The organism is Streptomyces sp. NPDC020807 (assembly GCF_040641575.1).
Classification (GTDB): domain Bacteria; phylum Actinomycetota; class Actinomycetes; order Streptomycetales; family Streptomycetaceae; genus Streptomyces.
This window is the reverse complement of the sequence record NZ_JBFADU010000026.1, coordinates 1-14,148: the sequence shown is the minus strand read 5'-3', so window position 1 is coordinate 14,148 and position 14,148 is coordinate 1. Positions and strand designations below refer to the sequence as shown.

The 14,148-nt window shown below is 74.0% G+C and carries 17 protein-coding genes and 1 pseudogene; 9 read left to right on the top strand and 9 right to left on the bottom strand.

Annotated elements, in window-relative coordinates; all coding sequences use genetic code 11:
* Positions 1–80: 80 nt before the first annotated feature.
* The gene (locus AB0G79_RS27905) at positions 81–1,022 is read left to right on the top strand and encodes a carbohydrate kinase (protein WP_360811136.1); all 942 of its coding nucleotides are present in this window, start codon (positions 81–83) and stop codon (positions 1,020–1,022) included.
* Here the strand turns inward: AB0G79_RS27905 and AB0G79_RS27900 are convergent.
* The 3 genes from AB0G79_RS27900 to AB0G79_RS27890 all read right to left on the bottom strand — a co-directional run bounded on the left by AB0G79_RS27900 (position 1,000) and on the right by AB0G79_RS27890 (position 3,432).
* On the bottom strand, positions 1,000–2,289 hold the full coding sequence (locus AB0G79_RS27900; RefSeq protein WP_360811134.1) for a bifunctional GNAT family N-acetyltransferase/ATP-binding protein: 1,290 nt from the start codon (positions 2,287–2,289) through the stop codon (positions 1,000–1,002). The genes AB0G79_RS27905 and AB0G79_RS27900 overlap by 23 nt on opposite strands.
* Positions 2,290–2,433: 144 nt before the next feature.
* Positions 2,434–2,781, bottom strand: a complete 348-nt coding sequence (locus AB0G79_RS27895) for a DUF805 domain-containing protein (protein ID WP_360811132.1) — start codon at positions 2,779–2,781, stop codon at positions 2,434–2,436.
* 213 nt (positions 2,782–2,994) lie between these two features.
* Complete coding sequence (locus AB0G79_RS27890) at positions 2,995–3,432, bottom strand: SPW repeat protein (RefSeq protein ID WP_360811130.1); 438 nt, start codon at positions 3,430–3,432, stop codon at positions 2,995–2,997.
* A gap of 259 nt (positions 3,433–3,691) precedes the next feature.
* Here AB0G79_RS27890 and AB0G79_RS27885 point away from each other — a divergent pair, with 259 nt between their 5' ends.
* The 4 genes and pseudogenes from AB0G79_RS27885 (at position 3,692) to AB0G79_RS27870 (ending at position 5,731) form a co-directional block, all read left to right on the top strand.
* Entirely contained in the window at positions 3,692–4,063 is a 372-nt protein-coding gene (locus AB0G79_RS27885) for a cupin domain-containing protein (protein WP_360811255.1), read from the top strand.
* Between the two features lie 69 nt (positions 4,064–4,132).
* Positions 4,133–4,465, top strand: a pseudogene (locus tag AB0G79_RS27880) (ABC transporter ATP-binding protein); the annotation flags it as partial.
* Positions 4,466–4,592: 127 nt separating this feature from the next.
* Positions 4,593–5,000, top strand: coding sequence for a DUF4440 domain-containing protein (locus AB0G79_RS27875; protein ID WP_360811128.1), 408 nt, complete (start codon positions 4,593–4,595; stop codon positions 4,998–5,000).
* A complete protein-coding gene (locus AB0G79_RS27870) occupies positions 4,997–5,731 on the top strand; it encodes a GNAT family N-acetyltransferase (RefSeq protein ID WP_360811126.1) in 735 nt (244 codons plus the stop codon). Before AB0G79_RS27875 ends, AB0G79_RS27870 begins: the two co-directional genes overlap by 4 nt.
* Before the next feature lie 6 nt (positions 5,732–5,737).
* On the opposite strand, the gene AB0G79_RS27865 is transcribed toward AB0G79_RS27870, so the two are convergent.
* Positions 5,738–6,061 (bottom strand): hypothetical protein, encoded by a 324-nt coding sequence (locus AB0G79_RS27865; RefSeq protein ID WP_360811124.1) that lies wholly within the window; start codon positions 6,059–6,061, stop codon positions 5,738–5,740.
* Between the two features lie 12 nt (positions 6,062–6,073).
* Entirely contained in the window at positions 6,074–7,285 is a 1,212-nt protein-coding gene (locus AB0G79_RS27860) for a serine hydrolase domain-containing protein (protein WP_360811122.1), read from the bottom strand.
* 194 nt (positions 7,286–7,479) lie between these two features.
* Between AB0G79_RS27860 and AB0G79_RS27855 the strand changes: the two genes are divergently transcribed.
* Positions 7,480–7,983: a hypothetical protein gene (locus AB0G79_RS27855; protein WP_360811120.1), complete on the top strand. Its 504-nt coding sequence runs from the start codon at positions 7,480–7,482 to the stop codon at positions 7,981–7,983.
* Between the two features lie 110 nt (positions 7,984–8,093).
* On the top strand, positions 8,094–8,402 hold the full coding sequence (locus AB0G79_RS27850) for a hypothetical protein (protein WP_360811118.1): 309 nt from the start codon (positions 8,094–8,096) through the stop codon (positions 8,400–8,402).
* 77 nt (positions 8,403–8,479) lie between these two features.
* Here AB0G79_RS27850 and AB0G79_RS27845 read toward each other — a convergent pair whose 3' ends face one another.
* Genes AB0G79_RS27845 through AB0G79_RS27835 form a run of 3 tightly spaced genes read right to left on the bottom strand, consistent with a single transcriptional unit; the run spans position 8,480 to position 10,316 of the window.
* Positions 8,480–8,911: a VOC family protein gene (locus AB0G79_RS27845; protein WP_360811116.1), complete on the bottom strand. Its 432-nt coding sequence runs from the start codon at positions 8,909–8,911 to the stop codon at positions 8,480–8,482.
* Positions 8,912–8,964: 53 nt separating this feature from the next.
* Positions 8,965–9,348, bottom strand: coding sequence for a hypothetical protein (locus AB0G79_RS27840; RefSeq protein WP_360811114.1), 384 nt, complete (start codon positions 9,346–9,348; stop codon positions 8,965–8,967).
* Positions 9,345–10,316, bottom strand: a complete 972-nt coding sequence (locus AB0G79_RS27835; RefSeq protein ID WP_360811112.1) for a LysR family transcriptional regulator — start codon at positions 10,314–10,316, stop codon at positions 9,345–9,347. The genes AB0G79_RS27840 and AB0G79_RS27835 overlap by 4 nt, the downstream gene beginning before the upstream one ends.
* Positions 10,317–10,505: 189 nt before the next feature.
* Between AB0G79_RS27835 and AB0G79_RS27830 the strand changes: the two genes are divergently transcribed.
* A complete protein-coding gene (locus AB0G79_RS27830) occupies positions 10,506–11,783 on the top strand; it encodes an MFS transporter (protein WP_360811110.1) in 1,278 nt (425 codons plus the stop codon).
* Positions 11,784–11,909: 126 nt separating this feature from the next.
* A complete protein-coding gene (locus AB0G79_RS27825) occupies positions 11,910–13,346 on the top strand; it encodes a carboxylesterase family protein (RefSeq protein ID WP_360811108.1) in 1,437 nt (478 codons plus the stop codon).
* A gap of 58 nt (positions 13,347–13,404) precedes the next feature.
* On the opposite strand, the gene AB0G79_RS27820 is transcribed toward AB0G79_RS27825, so the two are convergent.
* Positions 13,405–14,010, bottom strand: coding sequence for a GNAT family N-acetyltransferase (locus AB0G79_RS27820; RefSeq protein ID WP_360811106.1), 606 nt, complete (start codon positions 14,008–14,010; stop codon positions 13,405–13,407).
* Positions 14,011–14,148: the final 138 nt, after the last annotated feature.

Here is a 14,148-nt window from a genome sequence, read left to right as displayed (position 1 = left end):
GGGCACCGGACCTGACGGGGGCCGACGCGGGCCCGGCGTACGATCTTCCGGTCGACCGCCCTGCCGAGGAGTGCTGGCCCATGTCCTTCCTGGTGATCGGCGAGTGCGTCGCCGACATCGTCCGCGCCCCCGCCGGGTCCGGTGCCGCCGACCGCGTCCACGCCGGCGGCAGCCCCGCCAACGTGGCCTACGGCCTCGCCCGCCTCGGCCGGGACGTCACCCTGCTCACCCAGCTCGCCGACGACCCGACGGGACGGCTCATCGCCGACCACCTGGAGGGCGCGGGCGTACGGGTGGAGGTCGGGGGCGTGCCCGCGCGCACCCCGTCGGCGGTCGTGGGCCTCGACGAGCGGGGCCAGGCCACGTACACCTTCGACATCGCCTGGACGTGGGAAGTGGGCCCGACGCCCTACGCCCCCGCCCCGGCCCACGTCCACATCGGGTCGGTCGCGGCCGTCACCGAGCCCGGCGCCACGGCCGTGCTCGCCGTGACCGAGACGCTGCGCGACCGGGCCACGGTCAGCTACGACCCCAACGTGCGGCCCGCGCTCATGGGCGAGCACGGGGCGGCGGTCGCACGTGTCGAGCGGTGCGTCGCCCTCAGTGACCTGGTGAAGGCGAGCGACGAGGACCTCGCCTGGCTGTACCCGGGGGAGAGCCCGGACGCGGTCGCGGAGCACTGGCTCGGGCTCGGTCCCGCACTCGTCCTGGTCACCCGGGGCGGGGACGGGTCGCTGGCCGTCACCCGGCGGGAGACCGTGCGCGCGGACGCGCCGGCCGTCACGGTCGCGGACACCGTCGGGGCGGGCGACTCGTTCATGTCGGCCGTACTCGACACCCTCGCAGGGCGGGGGAGGGCGGAACTCGGAGAGCTCGGGGGCGCCTGCCTCGCGGAAGTACTGCGGCGGGCGGGAGCGGCGGCCGCCGTCACCGTCTCCCGTGCCGGAGCCCAGCCTCCCGACCTGGCCGAACTGGACTCCGCGCGCGCGGAGTTCGCCCTCAGGTCCGGGCGTGCGTGGTGATGTCCGAGGCGAACTGCTCGACCATCTCGGGGGTCACCGTCGGCCGGCACTGGCCGATGGCCGCCAGGTAGTCGGCCGTGCTCGCGCCGGGCGTGGGGTCGTCGGCGCCCCGGCCGCCCACCGCGACCAGGTCGCGTTCGAAGGACGCCTGGGCCGCGATGCGGGCCGCGTGCTCGATGTCCGCCGGAGTGAACTGGTCGCTCGCCAGCACGAGTTCGTCGATGTCCACCTCCGGGCGTCCCTCCGTGTAGCGGGCCCAGATCGCCGCGCGGGCGGCCTTGTCCGGCGTGCCGATCGGGATGAGGTAGTCGAAGCGGCCCGGGCGCAGGAACGCCGGGTCGAGGGAGCGGATCGAGTTCGTCGCGCAGACGAGCAGCCGCTCGTCCCGCTCCCTGAACCCCGGTATCAGCTTGAGGAGTTCGTTGGTCACGCCGTGCATCCCGCCGGGCTGCGCGGGCTCCGTGCGGACGGGCGCGATCTCCTCGACCTCGTCGATGAAGACGAGGACCCGCTCCAGCTCGGCGATCCTGGCGAACGCGGACCGCAGGGCGGCGGCGAGGTTCCCCTCGTCGGCGAGGCGGGACGGCAGGATCTCCACGAACGGCCAGCCCAGGCGGGAGGCGATGCCCCGCGCGAAGGTCGTCTTGCCGGTGCCGGGCGGGCCGAAGAGGCAGACGGCGCGCGGCGGACGCACACCGTGCCGGGTGGCCCGCTCGGGCTCGGCCAGCGGAAGGACCACCCGGCGCTCGATGAGGTCCTTCTCGCGTTCCATCCCGGCGACCTTCGCCCACAGGTCGCCCGGCAGGAGCCGCCCGCCGAGGTCGTCGAGGAGCCCGGCCGCGGGACCGTGCAGCGGCTCCACCTTCTCGAAGTAGGCGACCGCCGGCCGGCGGGTGTACCCGGCGTTGAGCAGGCCCTCGCCGAGCAGCTCCTCCTCCGGCAGGACGTACGCGATCCGGCCGACCCGGGCGGCCACGAGCCGGCGCTCCAACTCCACCAGCAGCGCGCTGGCGAGGCCGCGGCCGCGCCACGCCGACGAGATCGCGACCCGCATCACCCAGGCCCGCTCGCCGGAGACGCAGGCGAGCGCGGCGCCGATCGGGGCGCCCTGGTGGACGGCGACGACCGCCGGCTGACGGGTGGTGAGGGCCCCGATGCACTCGGCGAGCGAGAAGACGGACTCCTGGCCGAGCTCGGCCGTGGTGTCGATGAGATGGACGACGGCGGCGAGATCGCTCTCGCGGTAGTCGTGGATGTGCCAGTTCACGGGTGGTACCGCCCCTCGTTGGTGCCGTTCGGGCCGAGGCTAGGGGCGGCCGGGGAAGGCGGTCGTGCGCCGCCACGCACAAGCCGGTACGGCGAAATGCGCCGTACCGGCTCTATGCGAGCTCCCGCCTGGATCGGCTACGCGTCACGCGGCCTTGGGGTCGGGGCCGTACGCGTTCACGTGCGAGTCGCCCTCCAGGACCGTGAGGACGAGCAGGACGATGAAGCCCACGAAGGGGACGAGGGAGATCAGGTACCACCAGCCCGAGCGGCCGGTGTCGTGCAGGCGGCGGACCGTCACGCCGAGGGTCGGCAGGAAGGTCGCCAGGGAGTAGATCCCGACGAGCAGCGGGTACGTCTCGAGTGCGAAATCGATGATTCCGAGGACGAGCGTCACGATGAAGGTGAAGAGGGCGTACATCCAGTACTCTTTGCGGCGCGCGCGTCCGCCGAAGTCGGCGTATCTCCTGAGAACGTCGAAGTACCAGTTCACTTTTCCCCCCGAGGAATGGGAATGGTCAGCGAGCGGCCCTTGCGCGGGATCTTGTTCCGTGAGGTCCCGTGGAGGGAGTTTTGCGCAGAACCGGACCGCCGAAACCGCCGCGAGGGCAACAGTTGTGCGGCGGCGGCCGTTCTTCGACGCGCGACGGCGAACAGCGGCATCCCAGGGATGGGAGATGCCGCTGTTGCGGGAGGGATCAGAACGTCACGTCCTTCTCTTGCTCATGAGCAGTCCGCCGGCCGTGAGGGAGAACAGGCAGACGCACGCGCCGGTGATCACGTTGCTCAGGATCGTTCCGGTGTCGGGGTTCCGCGAGACCACCCACGGGGCGACGATGAGCCAGGCGCCCAGGAGCAGCACGACGAAGTTCAGGTCCTGAGACCGCTCCGGAGCCATCGACATGCACAACCCGAGGGCCGCGATCGAGAGTCCGACGACCAGGTTGGTGAGGGCGAGTTCGGGGCGGGCTGCGGAGAAGTGAACCGTCCACGCGGAGATCGCGGCGTACAGTCCGGCGAGGATCACGAGTTCCTCGACCGCCGCCACGCCTCGGGTCTGGAGAACGCGGGCGTAACGGTCCCGCATTTCCGACGCGTCGGGGTGTCCCGCGATATCACCAGGACGGTGAGAGACGTCGGCCATACGACTCGCCTCCTTCTGGCGTCATGCGTATGCGACCGCAGTGCGGTATTCCGGTACCGCTGCTTCATTGTGCGCTTATCTGGCCTTTATGTGTAGGTCTGTCCCATGGTCGAAACTGACAGAAATCATCGCGCGGATATGCGGGGACCCGCCAAAAGGAAAAGGGATCTTCCCCTCGCGCTCGGGCGGACCGCTCGCCCCGTTCGGCGTAGCCTGGAAGAGGACTCGGGGCCCGACTCCTCCACGCCGGGAGAGCATGATGGCCGGCATCGTCAGAAAGAGCTTCGATTCAGCGGACGAGACCCGTCCCTTCGAGGACGGAAAGGGCAGGCTCGACCTGCTCAACGGCGCGCGCGGCGCGGTCGGCCGCGCGGTGTTCGAACCGGGCTGGCAGTGGTCCAAGCACGTGAAACCGATCGTCGGCACGGACAGCTGCCAGGCCTCGCACGTCGGGTACGTCGTCAGCGGCCGGATGAAGGTCGTCATGGACGACGGGGAGACCGTCGAGTTCGGCGCGGGCGACTTCATGGAGGTCCAGCCCGGCCATGACGCCTGGGTGCTCGGCGACGAGCGGTGCGTGGCCCTCGACTGGGTCGGTTTCGGGGACTACGCCCAGGCCCCCGGCTCGTGACGACCGGGACGTGACCCCCGGCCCGTGCCCCGCCGCCCCTCGCCGGGGGGCGGCGGTGGCGCGGGCCGGCCGTCCGTCCTCGTCTGGGACGAACCCGTCTCGGCGCTCGACGTCTCCGTGCAGGCGCAGATCGTCGGCCTGCTCACCGACCTCCAGCGCGACCTGGGTCTCGCGCTCGTCTTCATCGCCCACGACCTGGCCGTCGTCCGACAGGTCAGCCACCGGATCGCCGTCATGCACGACGGCAGGATCGTGGAGACCGGCACGGCGGACGAGGTGTGCGAGAACCCCCGGAATCCGTACACCCGCGCGCTGCTCGCCGCCGCGCCCGACCCCGTACCCGTGCCCGTACGGCGCCGGACCCGGCCCGACCCGCTGCCCGCCGGGGCGGTGTCCGCGTGAACGCCCGCCGCGCCCCGGACGCCACCGCTCGTTCCGTACCGGGGCCGCCGAACGAGGGGAGGAGAGACGCGCGGACCTGACAGATAATCCCTGGTCAGGCCTCTGATCGGTCATGTATGAAAGGTCCATGAACGCACAGGACGAGACCCTTCACCCCGACGTCGCCGAGGCCGTCGCGGGCGAACTGCGCCTCCTGGAGCCGGCGGTGCGCGCCTCCCGCGAGCTCGCGCTGCCGCTCTTCGACCCGGAGTTCGAGGAGGTCGGAGCCTCGGGCCGCCACTGGACGTACGGGGCCATGCTCGACGTCCTCCCCGCGATCGCCGGAGACGCGGCGGAGGGCACCCGGTACGAGCCCGGCCCGGTCACCGGCGTCCTGCTCGCGCCCGGCCTCGTGCACGTCCGGTTCGAGACGGTCAAGGACGGCCGTCTGGTCCGCCGCAGCTCGATCTGGCGGCGGGATCCGGACGGCCCGGCCGACGGACCGCTGCGCATGTACTACCACCAGGGGACGCCGGTGCCGGACGACCTCCGGTGACCTCGCCCCTGCCGGAGGCCCGGCGGCTGTGGGAGGAGCTGGCCGGGCTCACCGGGAGGTTCCCGCCGCGCGACGGGGCGACCGTCGTGGTCGCGGCGGCGTCACGGCTGTGCCCGCCCGGATGGATCGGCGCGGTGACCCTCGGCGGGACCGCCCTGGTCACGGCGCCGGACGCGCGCACGGCGGCGCGCGTGCGCGAGGCCCTGCGGGGCCGCCCGGCGGAGGCGGCGGTGGACGCCGCGCTGTACGCGGGGCGGCTGTCCGTGACGGAGGTGCTCGGGCCGGCGACGCTGGCGTACGCCTCCCCGGAGGGCTTCCGCCCGGCGTCGGCGGCCGCGGCCGCGGCCGTGGAGCACGTACCGGCCGGCCATCCCTCCCTGAGGGCACTCGAACGAGCGGCGGGCCCGGACGACGCGGGAGAGGCCGCCCTGGACGACATCACGTCACCGGCCTTCGTCCTCCGCGAGGACGGCGAGCCGGTGGCCGCCGCCGGTTACCGGCTGTGGCCGCGGCGGACCGCCCACCTCAGCGTGCTGACCGCCCCGGCGGCGCGGGGCCGCGGACTGGCGCGGACGGTGGCGTCGGCGGCCGTCGCCCACGCCCTTGCGGCCGACCTGCTCCCGCAGTGGCGGGCCCGCCCTCCGGCCTCCCGCCGGGTCGCCGCCGCGCTGGGCTTCGAGGAACTCGGCGCGCAGCTGTCGCTGAGACCCGGCGAGGAGCGGAGCGCGTAACGGCCCTCAGGCGAGGCCGCGATGGGCCGCCCACAGCGCGGCGGCCCGGGTGGCCGCCCCCTCGACGAGGGCGGCGAGCTCCGGGGCGTCGGGCACGGGGAAGGAGACGTACCCGCCCCGTCCGCTGCCGACCGGACGGCCGTACGCCTTGGTGGCGAGACGGCCGTCGGGAAGGAGACGCACGTTGAGCGTCAGCAGCTCGAAGACCTCACCGCGGCGGGTGTCCGTCCAGCGGAGCTCCTGCGGGATCGTCACGTTGATGGCGAGAGCACTGACATCGAGCTCGCCGTCGCCGTCGCCGCCCCTGGCCGTCTCACCGTCGTCGCTCATCGTCGGATGATCTCACGAGGTGGTGCGGCCGTCGTAGACGTTGTCCGGGGTGATGATCCGGGTGACGGCCCGGGCGACGAGCGTCGACGGCTCCGGGGTGGTCGCGGTGGGGATGTCCGTGTTGAGCATGACGACCAGGGTGGCCTTCTGCGAGGGCAGGTAGACGGTCACCGTCTCGTACCCGGGCAGCGAGCCGTTGTGCCCGATCCAGCCCTCCGTCTCGAAGATCCCGAGGCCGTAGCTCGTTCCGGGGATGCCGGTCGGCAGCGTCCTGAGGCGCTGCTCCTGGGTCTCGGGGCTGAGGAGCTCGCCGGTGGCGAGGACCTTCGCCCAGTGCCGCAGGTCCTGGAGGTCGGAGATCATCGCCCCGGCGGCCCAGGCCCAGCTGGGGTTCCAGTCGGTGGAGTCCGCGACCGCGCCGCTGAGCGTCTGCTTGGTGTAACCGCGCGGGTGCGGCTCGGGGAACTCCGATCCCTCGGGGAACAGCGTGTGGAAGAGGTGCGACGGGCGGAGCACCCGGTTGCGGATGACGTCCTGGAGCCGCTGCCCCGTCACCCGCTCGATCACCATGCCGAGCAGGACGAGGTTGGAGTTGGAGTACTCGAACTTCGCGCCCGGCTTGAAGGTGTTCCGGTGCTTCATGCCGTACGCGATCAGCTCCTCCGGCTCGAAGGACCGCCGGGGGTCGCTGAGGAGGTCGTGGATGAAGCCGGGGTCGGAGGTGTACGGGAAGAGGCCGCTGCGCATCTCGGCGAGGTGCCGGAGCGTGATGTGGTGCCCGTCGCGGACGCCGTGCACGTACTTCGCGATCGGGTCGTCGAGCCCGACCCGCCCGTCGTCGACGAGCTGGAGCAGCGCGGTCACGGTGAACGTCTTGGTCTCGCTGCCGATCCGCACGTACGAGCCGGCGTCCATCGGCTCGCCGGTCGCCTTGTCGGCGACGCCGGCCGCCCGGACGTAACTCCCCCTGCCCGGCATCCAGATGCCGACGACGAGACCGGGGATGCCGGCCTGGGCGCGCACCTCCTCGACGGTCCGGTCGAGCCTGGCCTCCGTCTCGGCCCCGAGGCCGCCGGGCGGACAGTCGTCGTCGCCGGCCCGGGCGAGGCCCGCTCCGACAGCCGCCGCGTGCACCGCCGGGGCGGGGGCTACGGCCGTCGGGGCGAGGACGGACGCCAGGAGGAGCGTCGCGGCGAAAAGTCGTCGGGTGGGGATACGTCGCATGCGGAGACGCGCCTTCCGGTACGGGGGTGGGGCCGGGGAGGTGGGGGTGCGGGTGGCGGCGGCCAGACCACCACCCGGACCCCCGCTGCCCGCTCGCCTACGCCTCCGGCCGCGCCGATTCCACTCGTTCGGCGCCGCCCGTGTCACCGGGCCGGTCCAGGGCGCACGACCCCGCCCCGGATACGGTGACGGGCGTGGGATTCTCGGGAACCTTCCTCGTGGCACGGGCGGACCGACCGCTGACGGAGCTCGCGGCGGTACGGGCCTGGGAGGCCGTGCCGACCTGGTGGGCGCGCGACGGGGACTGGCAACTCCTCCGCGCGTACCCGCTCTCGGACCCGCCGTCCTCGCTCCTCCGGGAGACGGGCGCCCCCGCCCTGGTCGCCCACGTGGTGGACAGCGACTTCGCCACGATCCAGGCGGCGACTCCCGACGGCGCCCCGTCCTGGCAGTGCGCCCTGCCCCCGGGGACGGCCCGCGACTACGGCCTCCCCGAGGAGTGGATCGGCGACCCGACGGAGGTGACGGCACGGGCGACGGCCTGGTGCCGGCAGGCCGGCGTGGCCCCGGACCCGGAGGCGCTGCGAGCGGCACTCACCGCGCGGGCCGACCCGCTGGCGGAAGACCTCGTCCTGACCCTCGTCGACGCCCTCGGCTTCCGGTTCCGCGACGGGGCCGATCTGGAGGAGCGCGGCTGAGCCGGGCCGGGCCGAGCCGGGCCGGGCCGGGCCGAGCCGGGTTGACCTCAAGTCCGGTTGAGCTTCTAGGTTCGGGTGTGCCGATGGCGACGTACTCGGAAGGAACGGTCATGAGGACGCTGGTGCTGGGAAGGACGCCCGCCAGGGTGACGGACGTGGTGGCCACGCTGCGCGCGGACGGCTTCGACGCGGAGGGGGTGCACAGCGACGAGGAGGCCCGGCGGCTGCTGGAAGCCGAGGAGTTCGCGGTGCTGATCATCGGAGGCGGCGTGGACCGGGAGACGCGTGCGGCGCTCAAGGGCTTCGCGGCGGAACGCCGGGTCCGCCGCGTGATCGACGGCGCCCTGACGGCACCGTACGACACCTACGTGCGGCGGGAGTTCGAGCCGCTGATCCGTGAGGTCGCCCTGAACGAGTGAGGGACGGGCGAGGCGGGGAGGGCGGAGACGACTCCGCCTCTCTCCCCGCCGGGCGGTTCCGCCGCCTCGTCGGGGGATCAGGCGAGGCAGAACTCGTTGCCCTCGATGTCCTGCATCGTGATGCACGACTCGTTCACGCCGTCGGCGCGCTGCGTCAGCACGTGCTTCCCGCCGAGCGCCGTCAGCCGTGCGCACTCGGCCTCCAGGGTGGCGAGGCGCTCGTCGCCCACGAGCCCGGTGGCGGCGCGCACGTCGAGATGCACCCGGTTCTTGACGACCTTGCCCTCGGGAACGCGCTGGAAGAGCAGACGCGGGGCCACGCCCGAGGGGTCGGTGCAGGCGAAGTAGACCTCGTCCTCGGGCGGCAGCGTGGCGTGGTACTCCTCCCACGAGGCGAAGCGCTCCGGGACCGGAGGCAGGACGTACCCCAGCACCTCGCACCAGAAGGCGGCGAGCCGCGCGGGCTCCGCGCAGTCGAAGGTCACTTGGAAATGCTTGATCGTTGACATCGGCGGACGATAACTGGTTTCCCGCGTTCCCCCAGGTCGGGAGGGATCGCGGGTCAGGAGCCGGACGGCCCTGCGGCGAAGGCGTCCGTCACGCAGTCGGCGGCGCAGTCGCCGTGGACGAAGCTGCGGCGGAGGGCGGCGGCCGCGTGGGCGGGGTCGACGTCGTCGTGGCCGTAGCGCTCGCGCGTCAGCCGGACCACCGCGTCGACCGTCACGATCGCCGGCTCGCCCTCGCCCGCCGCGCGACGGGCGGTCGCGATGGCGGTGTCGGCGGCGCGCCGGAGGTCACGGGCGTAGGCGCGCGCCGTGGCGGCCCGCGCGCGTTTCGCCGCGAAGGGGCGTACGCCGCGGCCCTTGTCGACGATGCCCGTCACGATGAGGCCCACGCTGGTGAGCACGACGAGTACGCCCACCGCGGTGTCCCCGTTCCACCTCATGCGGTGCCTCCTGCCCCGAAGCCGTCGGTGTCCCCGAGTCTAGGGCGCGACCAGGACGGCGCCCAGGTGCCCGGGGCCGGGGGCGCCGCCGTGGCGGCGAGGTGCTCGCGGAGGGCGAGGAGGCCCGGGTGCGGGTTGCCGGTCGACCAGAGCAGCGAGTGCGGGTAGACCGGCGTCGGGTCGGTCACGGGGACGCGCCGCAGGCCGTGGGAGTCGGGCCAGACCAGACGGGTTCCCTCGCCGACGAGCGTCGCGAGGTCGGGGGAGTCCGCGACGGTGTCGAGGAGCGGTTCGGTGCCGAAGTCCGGGCCCGTCACCTCGATCGTCAAACCGAACTCGTCGGACAGGTCGGCGTAGTAGGCCGCCCACTCCGTGCCGCTCGCGATCCCCGGCACCCAGATCCGGTGGCCCGCGAGCCGGGCGAGGGGGACGGAGCGGGCCGACGCCAGCGCGTGGCCGGGGCCGGTGAGGAGGTGGAGGGGTTCGTCGAGGACGGGGAGGACCCCGATGTCCTCGGGAAGCCGTCGCCCCGGCATGGTGACCGCGCGGAAGGACGCGTCGATCGTCCCGGCGCGCAGCGCGGCGACGGCCGTGTCGGCGTCGAAGAGCGTCACGACGTCGAGCTCCGTCTCGGGGTGTGCCTGGTGGAACCCCCGGAGCAGCGTGGCCGTCGCGAGCCGCCGCCCGATCACGTCCACCCGCAGCGCCCGGCTCCCGGGCCGTACGGAGGCGAGCGCCCGCGCCTCGGCCTGGAGGAAGGCGCGGGCGTGCGGCAGGAAGGCCTGCCCGTCGATCGTCGCCTCCGCGTGCCGCGGGCTGCGGGCGAGGAGGCGTACCCCGAGCTCCTTCTCCAGTGCGGCGACGCGCTTGGACACGGCCTGCTGGGTGATCCCCAGCTCGTCGGCCGCGTCCCGGAAGCGGCCCGACTCGAGGACGGCGAGGAAGGTGCGTACGGCTTCTGGGTCCACGACGCCGAGCGTAGTCCCACAACTGATGGTTGTCGGACCGGTGACTTTCGGTTGTTTGCTCCCGGTGTGCAGCAGTCGCTTGGATGGAGGAGGCGACGCGCGGTTGTTCCGCGCGTCGCCGTCGTGCGGGCGGGGTCGTGGCGGTGGTCGCCGTGGCGGGCGGGGGAGCGGCGGAGAAGGAGTACGGACATGGCGCGCGGCGGACGGCCGTCCCCGGGGCGTGACTTCGGGTGGGTCTGGGCGGCCTGCGCGGCGAGCGCGCTCGGCACGGGACTCGCGTTCAGCGCCTTCCCGCTCCTCGCGATCACCGTCCTCCACGCGGGCGCCCCCGAGGTCGCCTCGCTTGCAGCCGCGGGCGCGGCGGTCGGCGCGGCGGTCGCGGTGCCGCTCGGGCCGTGGGTGGAGTTCCGCCGCAAGCGGCCGGTGATGATCGCGGCGGATCTGGTGCGGTGTGCGGCGCTGGTGAGCGTCCCCGCCGCGTACGCCTTCGGCCGGCTCGGGCTCGCGCAGCTCCTCGTCGTCTCGGTGGTCGTCGCGGCCGCCGACATCACCTTCGGCGCGGCGACCGGCGCGTACCTGAAGGGCCTCGTCAGGCCGGAGGCCATGGTCACCGCCCAGGCCCGCCTGGAGTCGACGACCTGGACCGCGACCGTCGTCGGGCCGCCGCTGGGCGGCGTCCTGATCCAGCTCCTCGGCCCCGTCGCCACGGTGACCGCCGACGCCGTGAGCTACCTGCTGTCGGCGGCGAGCCTGCGAGCGGTACGCCACCGGGAGCCACGGCCCGTGCCCGTGGCCGTACACGCGCCCGTGGCCGTACACGCGCCCGCGCCCGTCCGCGGACCCGTCCGCCCCCGCCCCCTCTCCGAGGGATGGCGGCACATCCTCCGCCACCCCCTTCTCCGGCCCCTCTTCCTCCACACCCTCCTCGTCAACGGCCTGATCATGGCCACCGCCCCGCTGCTCGCCGTCCTCATGCTCGGGCCCCTCGGCTTCGCGCCGTGGCTGTACGGGCTCGCCTTCGCGGTCCCCTGTCTCGGCGGGCTCCTCGGAGCGCGCCTCGCACCGGGGCTCGTCGAGAGGTTCGGGCGACGGCGGGTGCTCCTCGTCGCGGGGGCGCTGCGCGTGTGCTGGCCGGTCGGGCTGGTCCTCGTCCGGCCCGGCCCCGCCGGTCTCCTCCTCGTCATGGGCGTCCAGTTCGCGCTGGTCACCTGCATCGGCGTCTTCAACCCGGTCTTCGCCGCCCACCGCCTGCGTCTCACCGAGGCCGGTCTCGTCGCCCGCACCCTCACCGCCTGGTCCGTCTCGGGCAAGGCGGCCACGGCGGGGCTGACCGCCCTGTGGGGAGGTCTCGCGGGGCTCGTCGGTCTCCGGGGTGCGATCGGCCTCGCGGGGGGTCTGCTGCTGGTCACGCCGCTACTCCTGCCCTGGCGCCGCCAGGAGCGACAGGGCCGGCGACAGGGCGGGTGACCGGGCCGCGGCCGGGGCTGTGACCGGGTCGGTGACGACGAGGATTGACACGTGTCAGCGACGGGTGACACGCTCCTGTCCGGCCCGGCCGCGTGCCGCCCCGCCCGCCCAGAAGGAGCAGCGCCCATGAGCACCACCGTCACCACCACCCGAGGGCCCGTCCGCGGCGAACGCCGTGCCGACGGCAGTCTCCGCTTCCTGGGCATCCCGTACGCGCAGCCGCCCGTCGGCGACCTCCGGTTCGCCGCGCCCGTTGCGCCGGAGCCGTGGACCGAGCCGCTCGACGCCACCGCGTACGGCCCGACCGCCCAGCGCCGCCCCTTCGGCGAGGTCGTGATCATCCCCGAGCCGACCATCCCGGGCGACGGCGTCCTCAACCTCAACGTCTTCACCCCGGACACCGCGCCGCGGGTCCCGCTCCCCGTCCTCGTGTGGATCCACGGCGGCGGCTACGTGGCCGGCTCCGCCGCCAGCCCCTGGTACGACGGCGCCGCCTTCAACCGGGACGGCGTCATCGTCGTCTCGCTCGGCTACCGGCTCGGCATCGAGGGCTTCCTGCACCTGGAGGACGCCCCCGACAACCGCGGCGTGCGCGACTGGATCGCCGCCCTGGAATGGGTCCGCGACAACATCGCGGCCTTCGGCGGCGACCCCGCCAAGGTCACCATCGCGGGCCAGTCGGCCGGCGGCGGCGCCGTGCAGACCCTCCTCGCCGTCCCCTCCGCCCGCGACCTCTTCCGCGGCGTCATCTCCGTCTCCGGCGCGATCCTCCGCCCCGACGGCCCCGAGGTCGCCCTCGCCGCCTCCCGGCTCCTCACCTCCCGGACCGGCGTTCCCGCGACCGCGGCCGCGCTGCGGGACCTGAGCGACGAGGAGGTCCTCGCGCTCCAGGACCGCCTGGCCGAGGACGGCCCCGACCGCGAGGGCCTGCCGCCGATGCTGGCCCTCGCCCCCTTCGCCGACGGCGACCTCATCCCCGAGCCGGTCGCGGAGGCCCTCGCCACCGGCGGCGCGGGCGACGGCGTCCCGGTCATGCTCGGCTTCACCGAGCACGAGTTCGCGATGATCCCCGCGCCCGAGGGCGTGCCGGTGCCGCTGGTGCTCGGCGGGCTCGGCCTCGGCTCGGAGCGGATCGACGCGTTCACGAAGGCGTACGCGGAGACCGACGAGGCCCTGCTCTTCGGCCAGGCGCTCACCGACGTCACCTTCCGCGCCCCGAACCTGGCCCTCGCGGACGCCCGCGCCGCCCGGCGGCAGCCCACCTGGCTGTACGAGTTCGCCTGGCGGTCCCCGGCCACGGGCATCTCGTTCCACTGCCTCGACGTCCCCTTCGCCTTCGACGTGCTCGGCACCGAGGGCGTCACGGCCGCCGCCGGGGAGGCGCCGCCGCAGGCCCTCGCCGACGCCGTGCACCGGGCCTGGGTCGCCTTCGTGACGGATCAGGACCCCGGCGCCGACTGGCCGCGCTACACGGCGGAGAAGCGCTCCACGATGGTCTGGAACACGGAGTCCGCCGTCTCCGAGGACCCGCTCGGCCGGGTCCGCGCGATCTGGCTCGACTGACCCGGGGGAGGGGTGAAGGGGGGGCGCCGGGCGGCCCGGCGACCGTGTCACACGTTCTTCATGCGCCGTGCACGGTTCGCCGGGCCGTCGCTCGCGGATCGCGGCCGCGTCCGTCGAGGTCCGAGGCCAGGGCCGCGTAGATGTACTCGCTGCCCCAGCGGTCGCCGTCCAGGTCGTTCTCGACCAGGTGCGCCTCCCGGCGCATGCCGAGGCGTTCGCAGACCCCCACGGATCCGGTGTTCTCCACGTCGAGGCGCGCGTAGAGGCGGTGCACGCCCAGCTCGGCGAAGGCGAACCGGGCCAGGGTCAGGGCCGCCTCGGTCGCGTAGCCGTGTCCCTCGTGGCGCGGGTCGAGGGTCCAGCCGATCTCGGCCTGGGCGGCGCGGGCGTCGGCCAGGGAGAGCGACACCTCCCCGAGGAGGCCGGGCTCGCCGCGCCGGCACACGGCGAGCGCCAGCTTGTCCCCGTCGGCGCGCCAGGCCCCCTGCGTCGCGCGCTCGGCGGCGACCTGCTCGCTGCGCTCGCGCGTGTGCGCGGGCCGGTACAGGTAGCGCGCCACGCTCGGCAGGCCCTGGTAGGCGTACAGGTCGTCGGCGTCGCCGGGGGTGAACCGCCGCAGCGACAACCGGGGCGTGGTCAGCGGCAGCAGCGGGACGATGTCCATGGGACCTCCGGGACGCGGACGTGGATCGGGAAGCGCACGATTCTCGCACCGCGCCGGACGCGCGGCCACGCCTTTCCGTGCGGCGGGGCCCTAGGGAGTGTGTCGAAAGTGGCGTCGTCTGCCCGGAGGGCAGGCGCC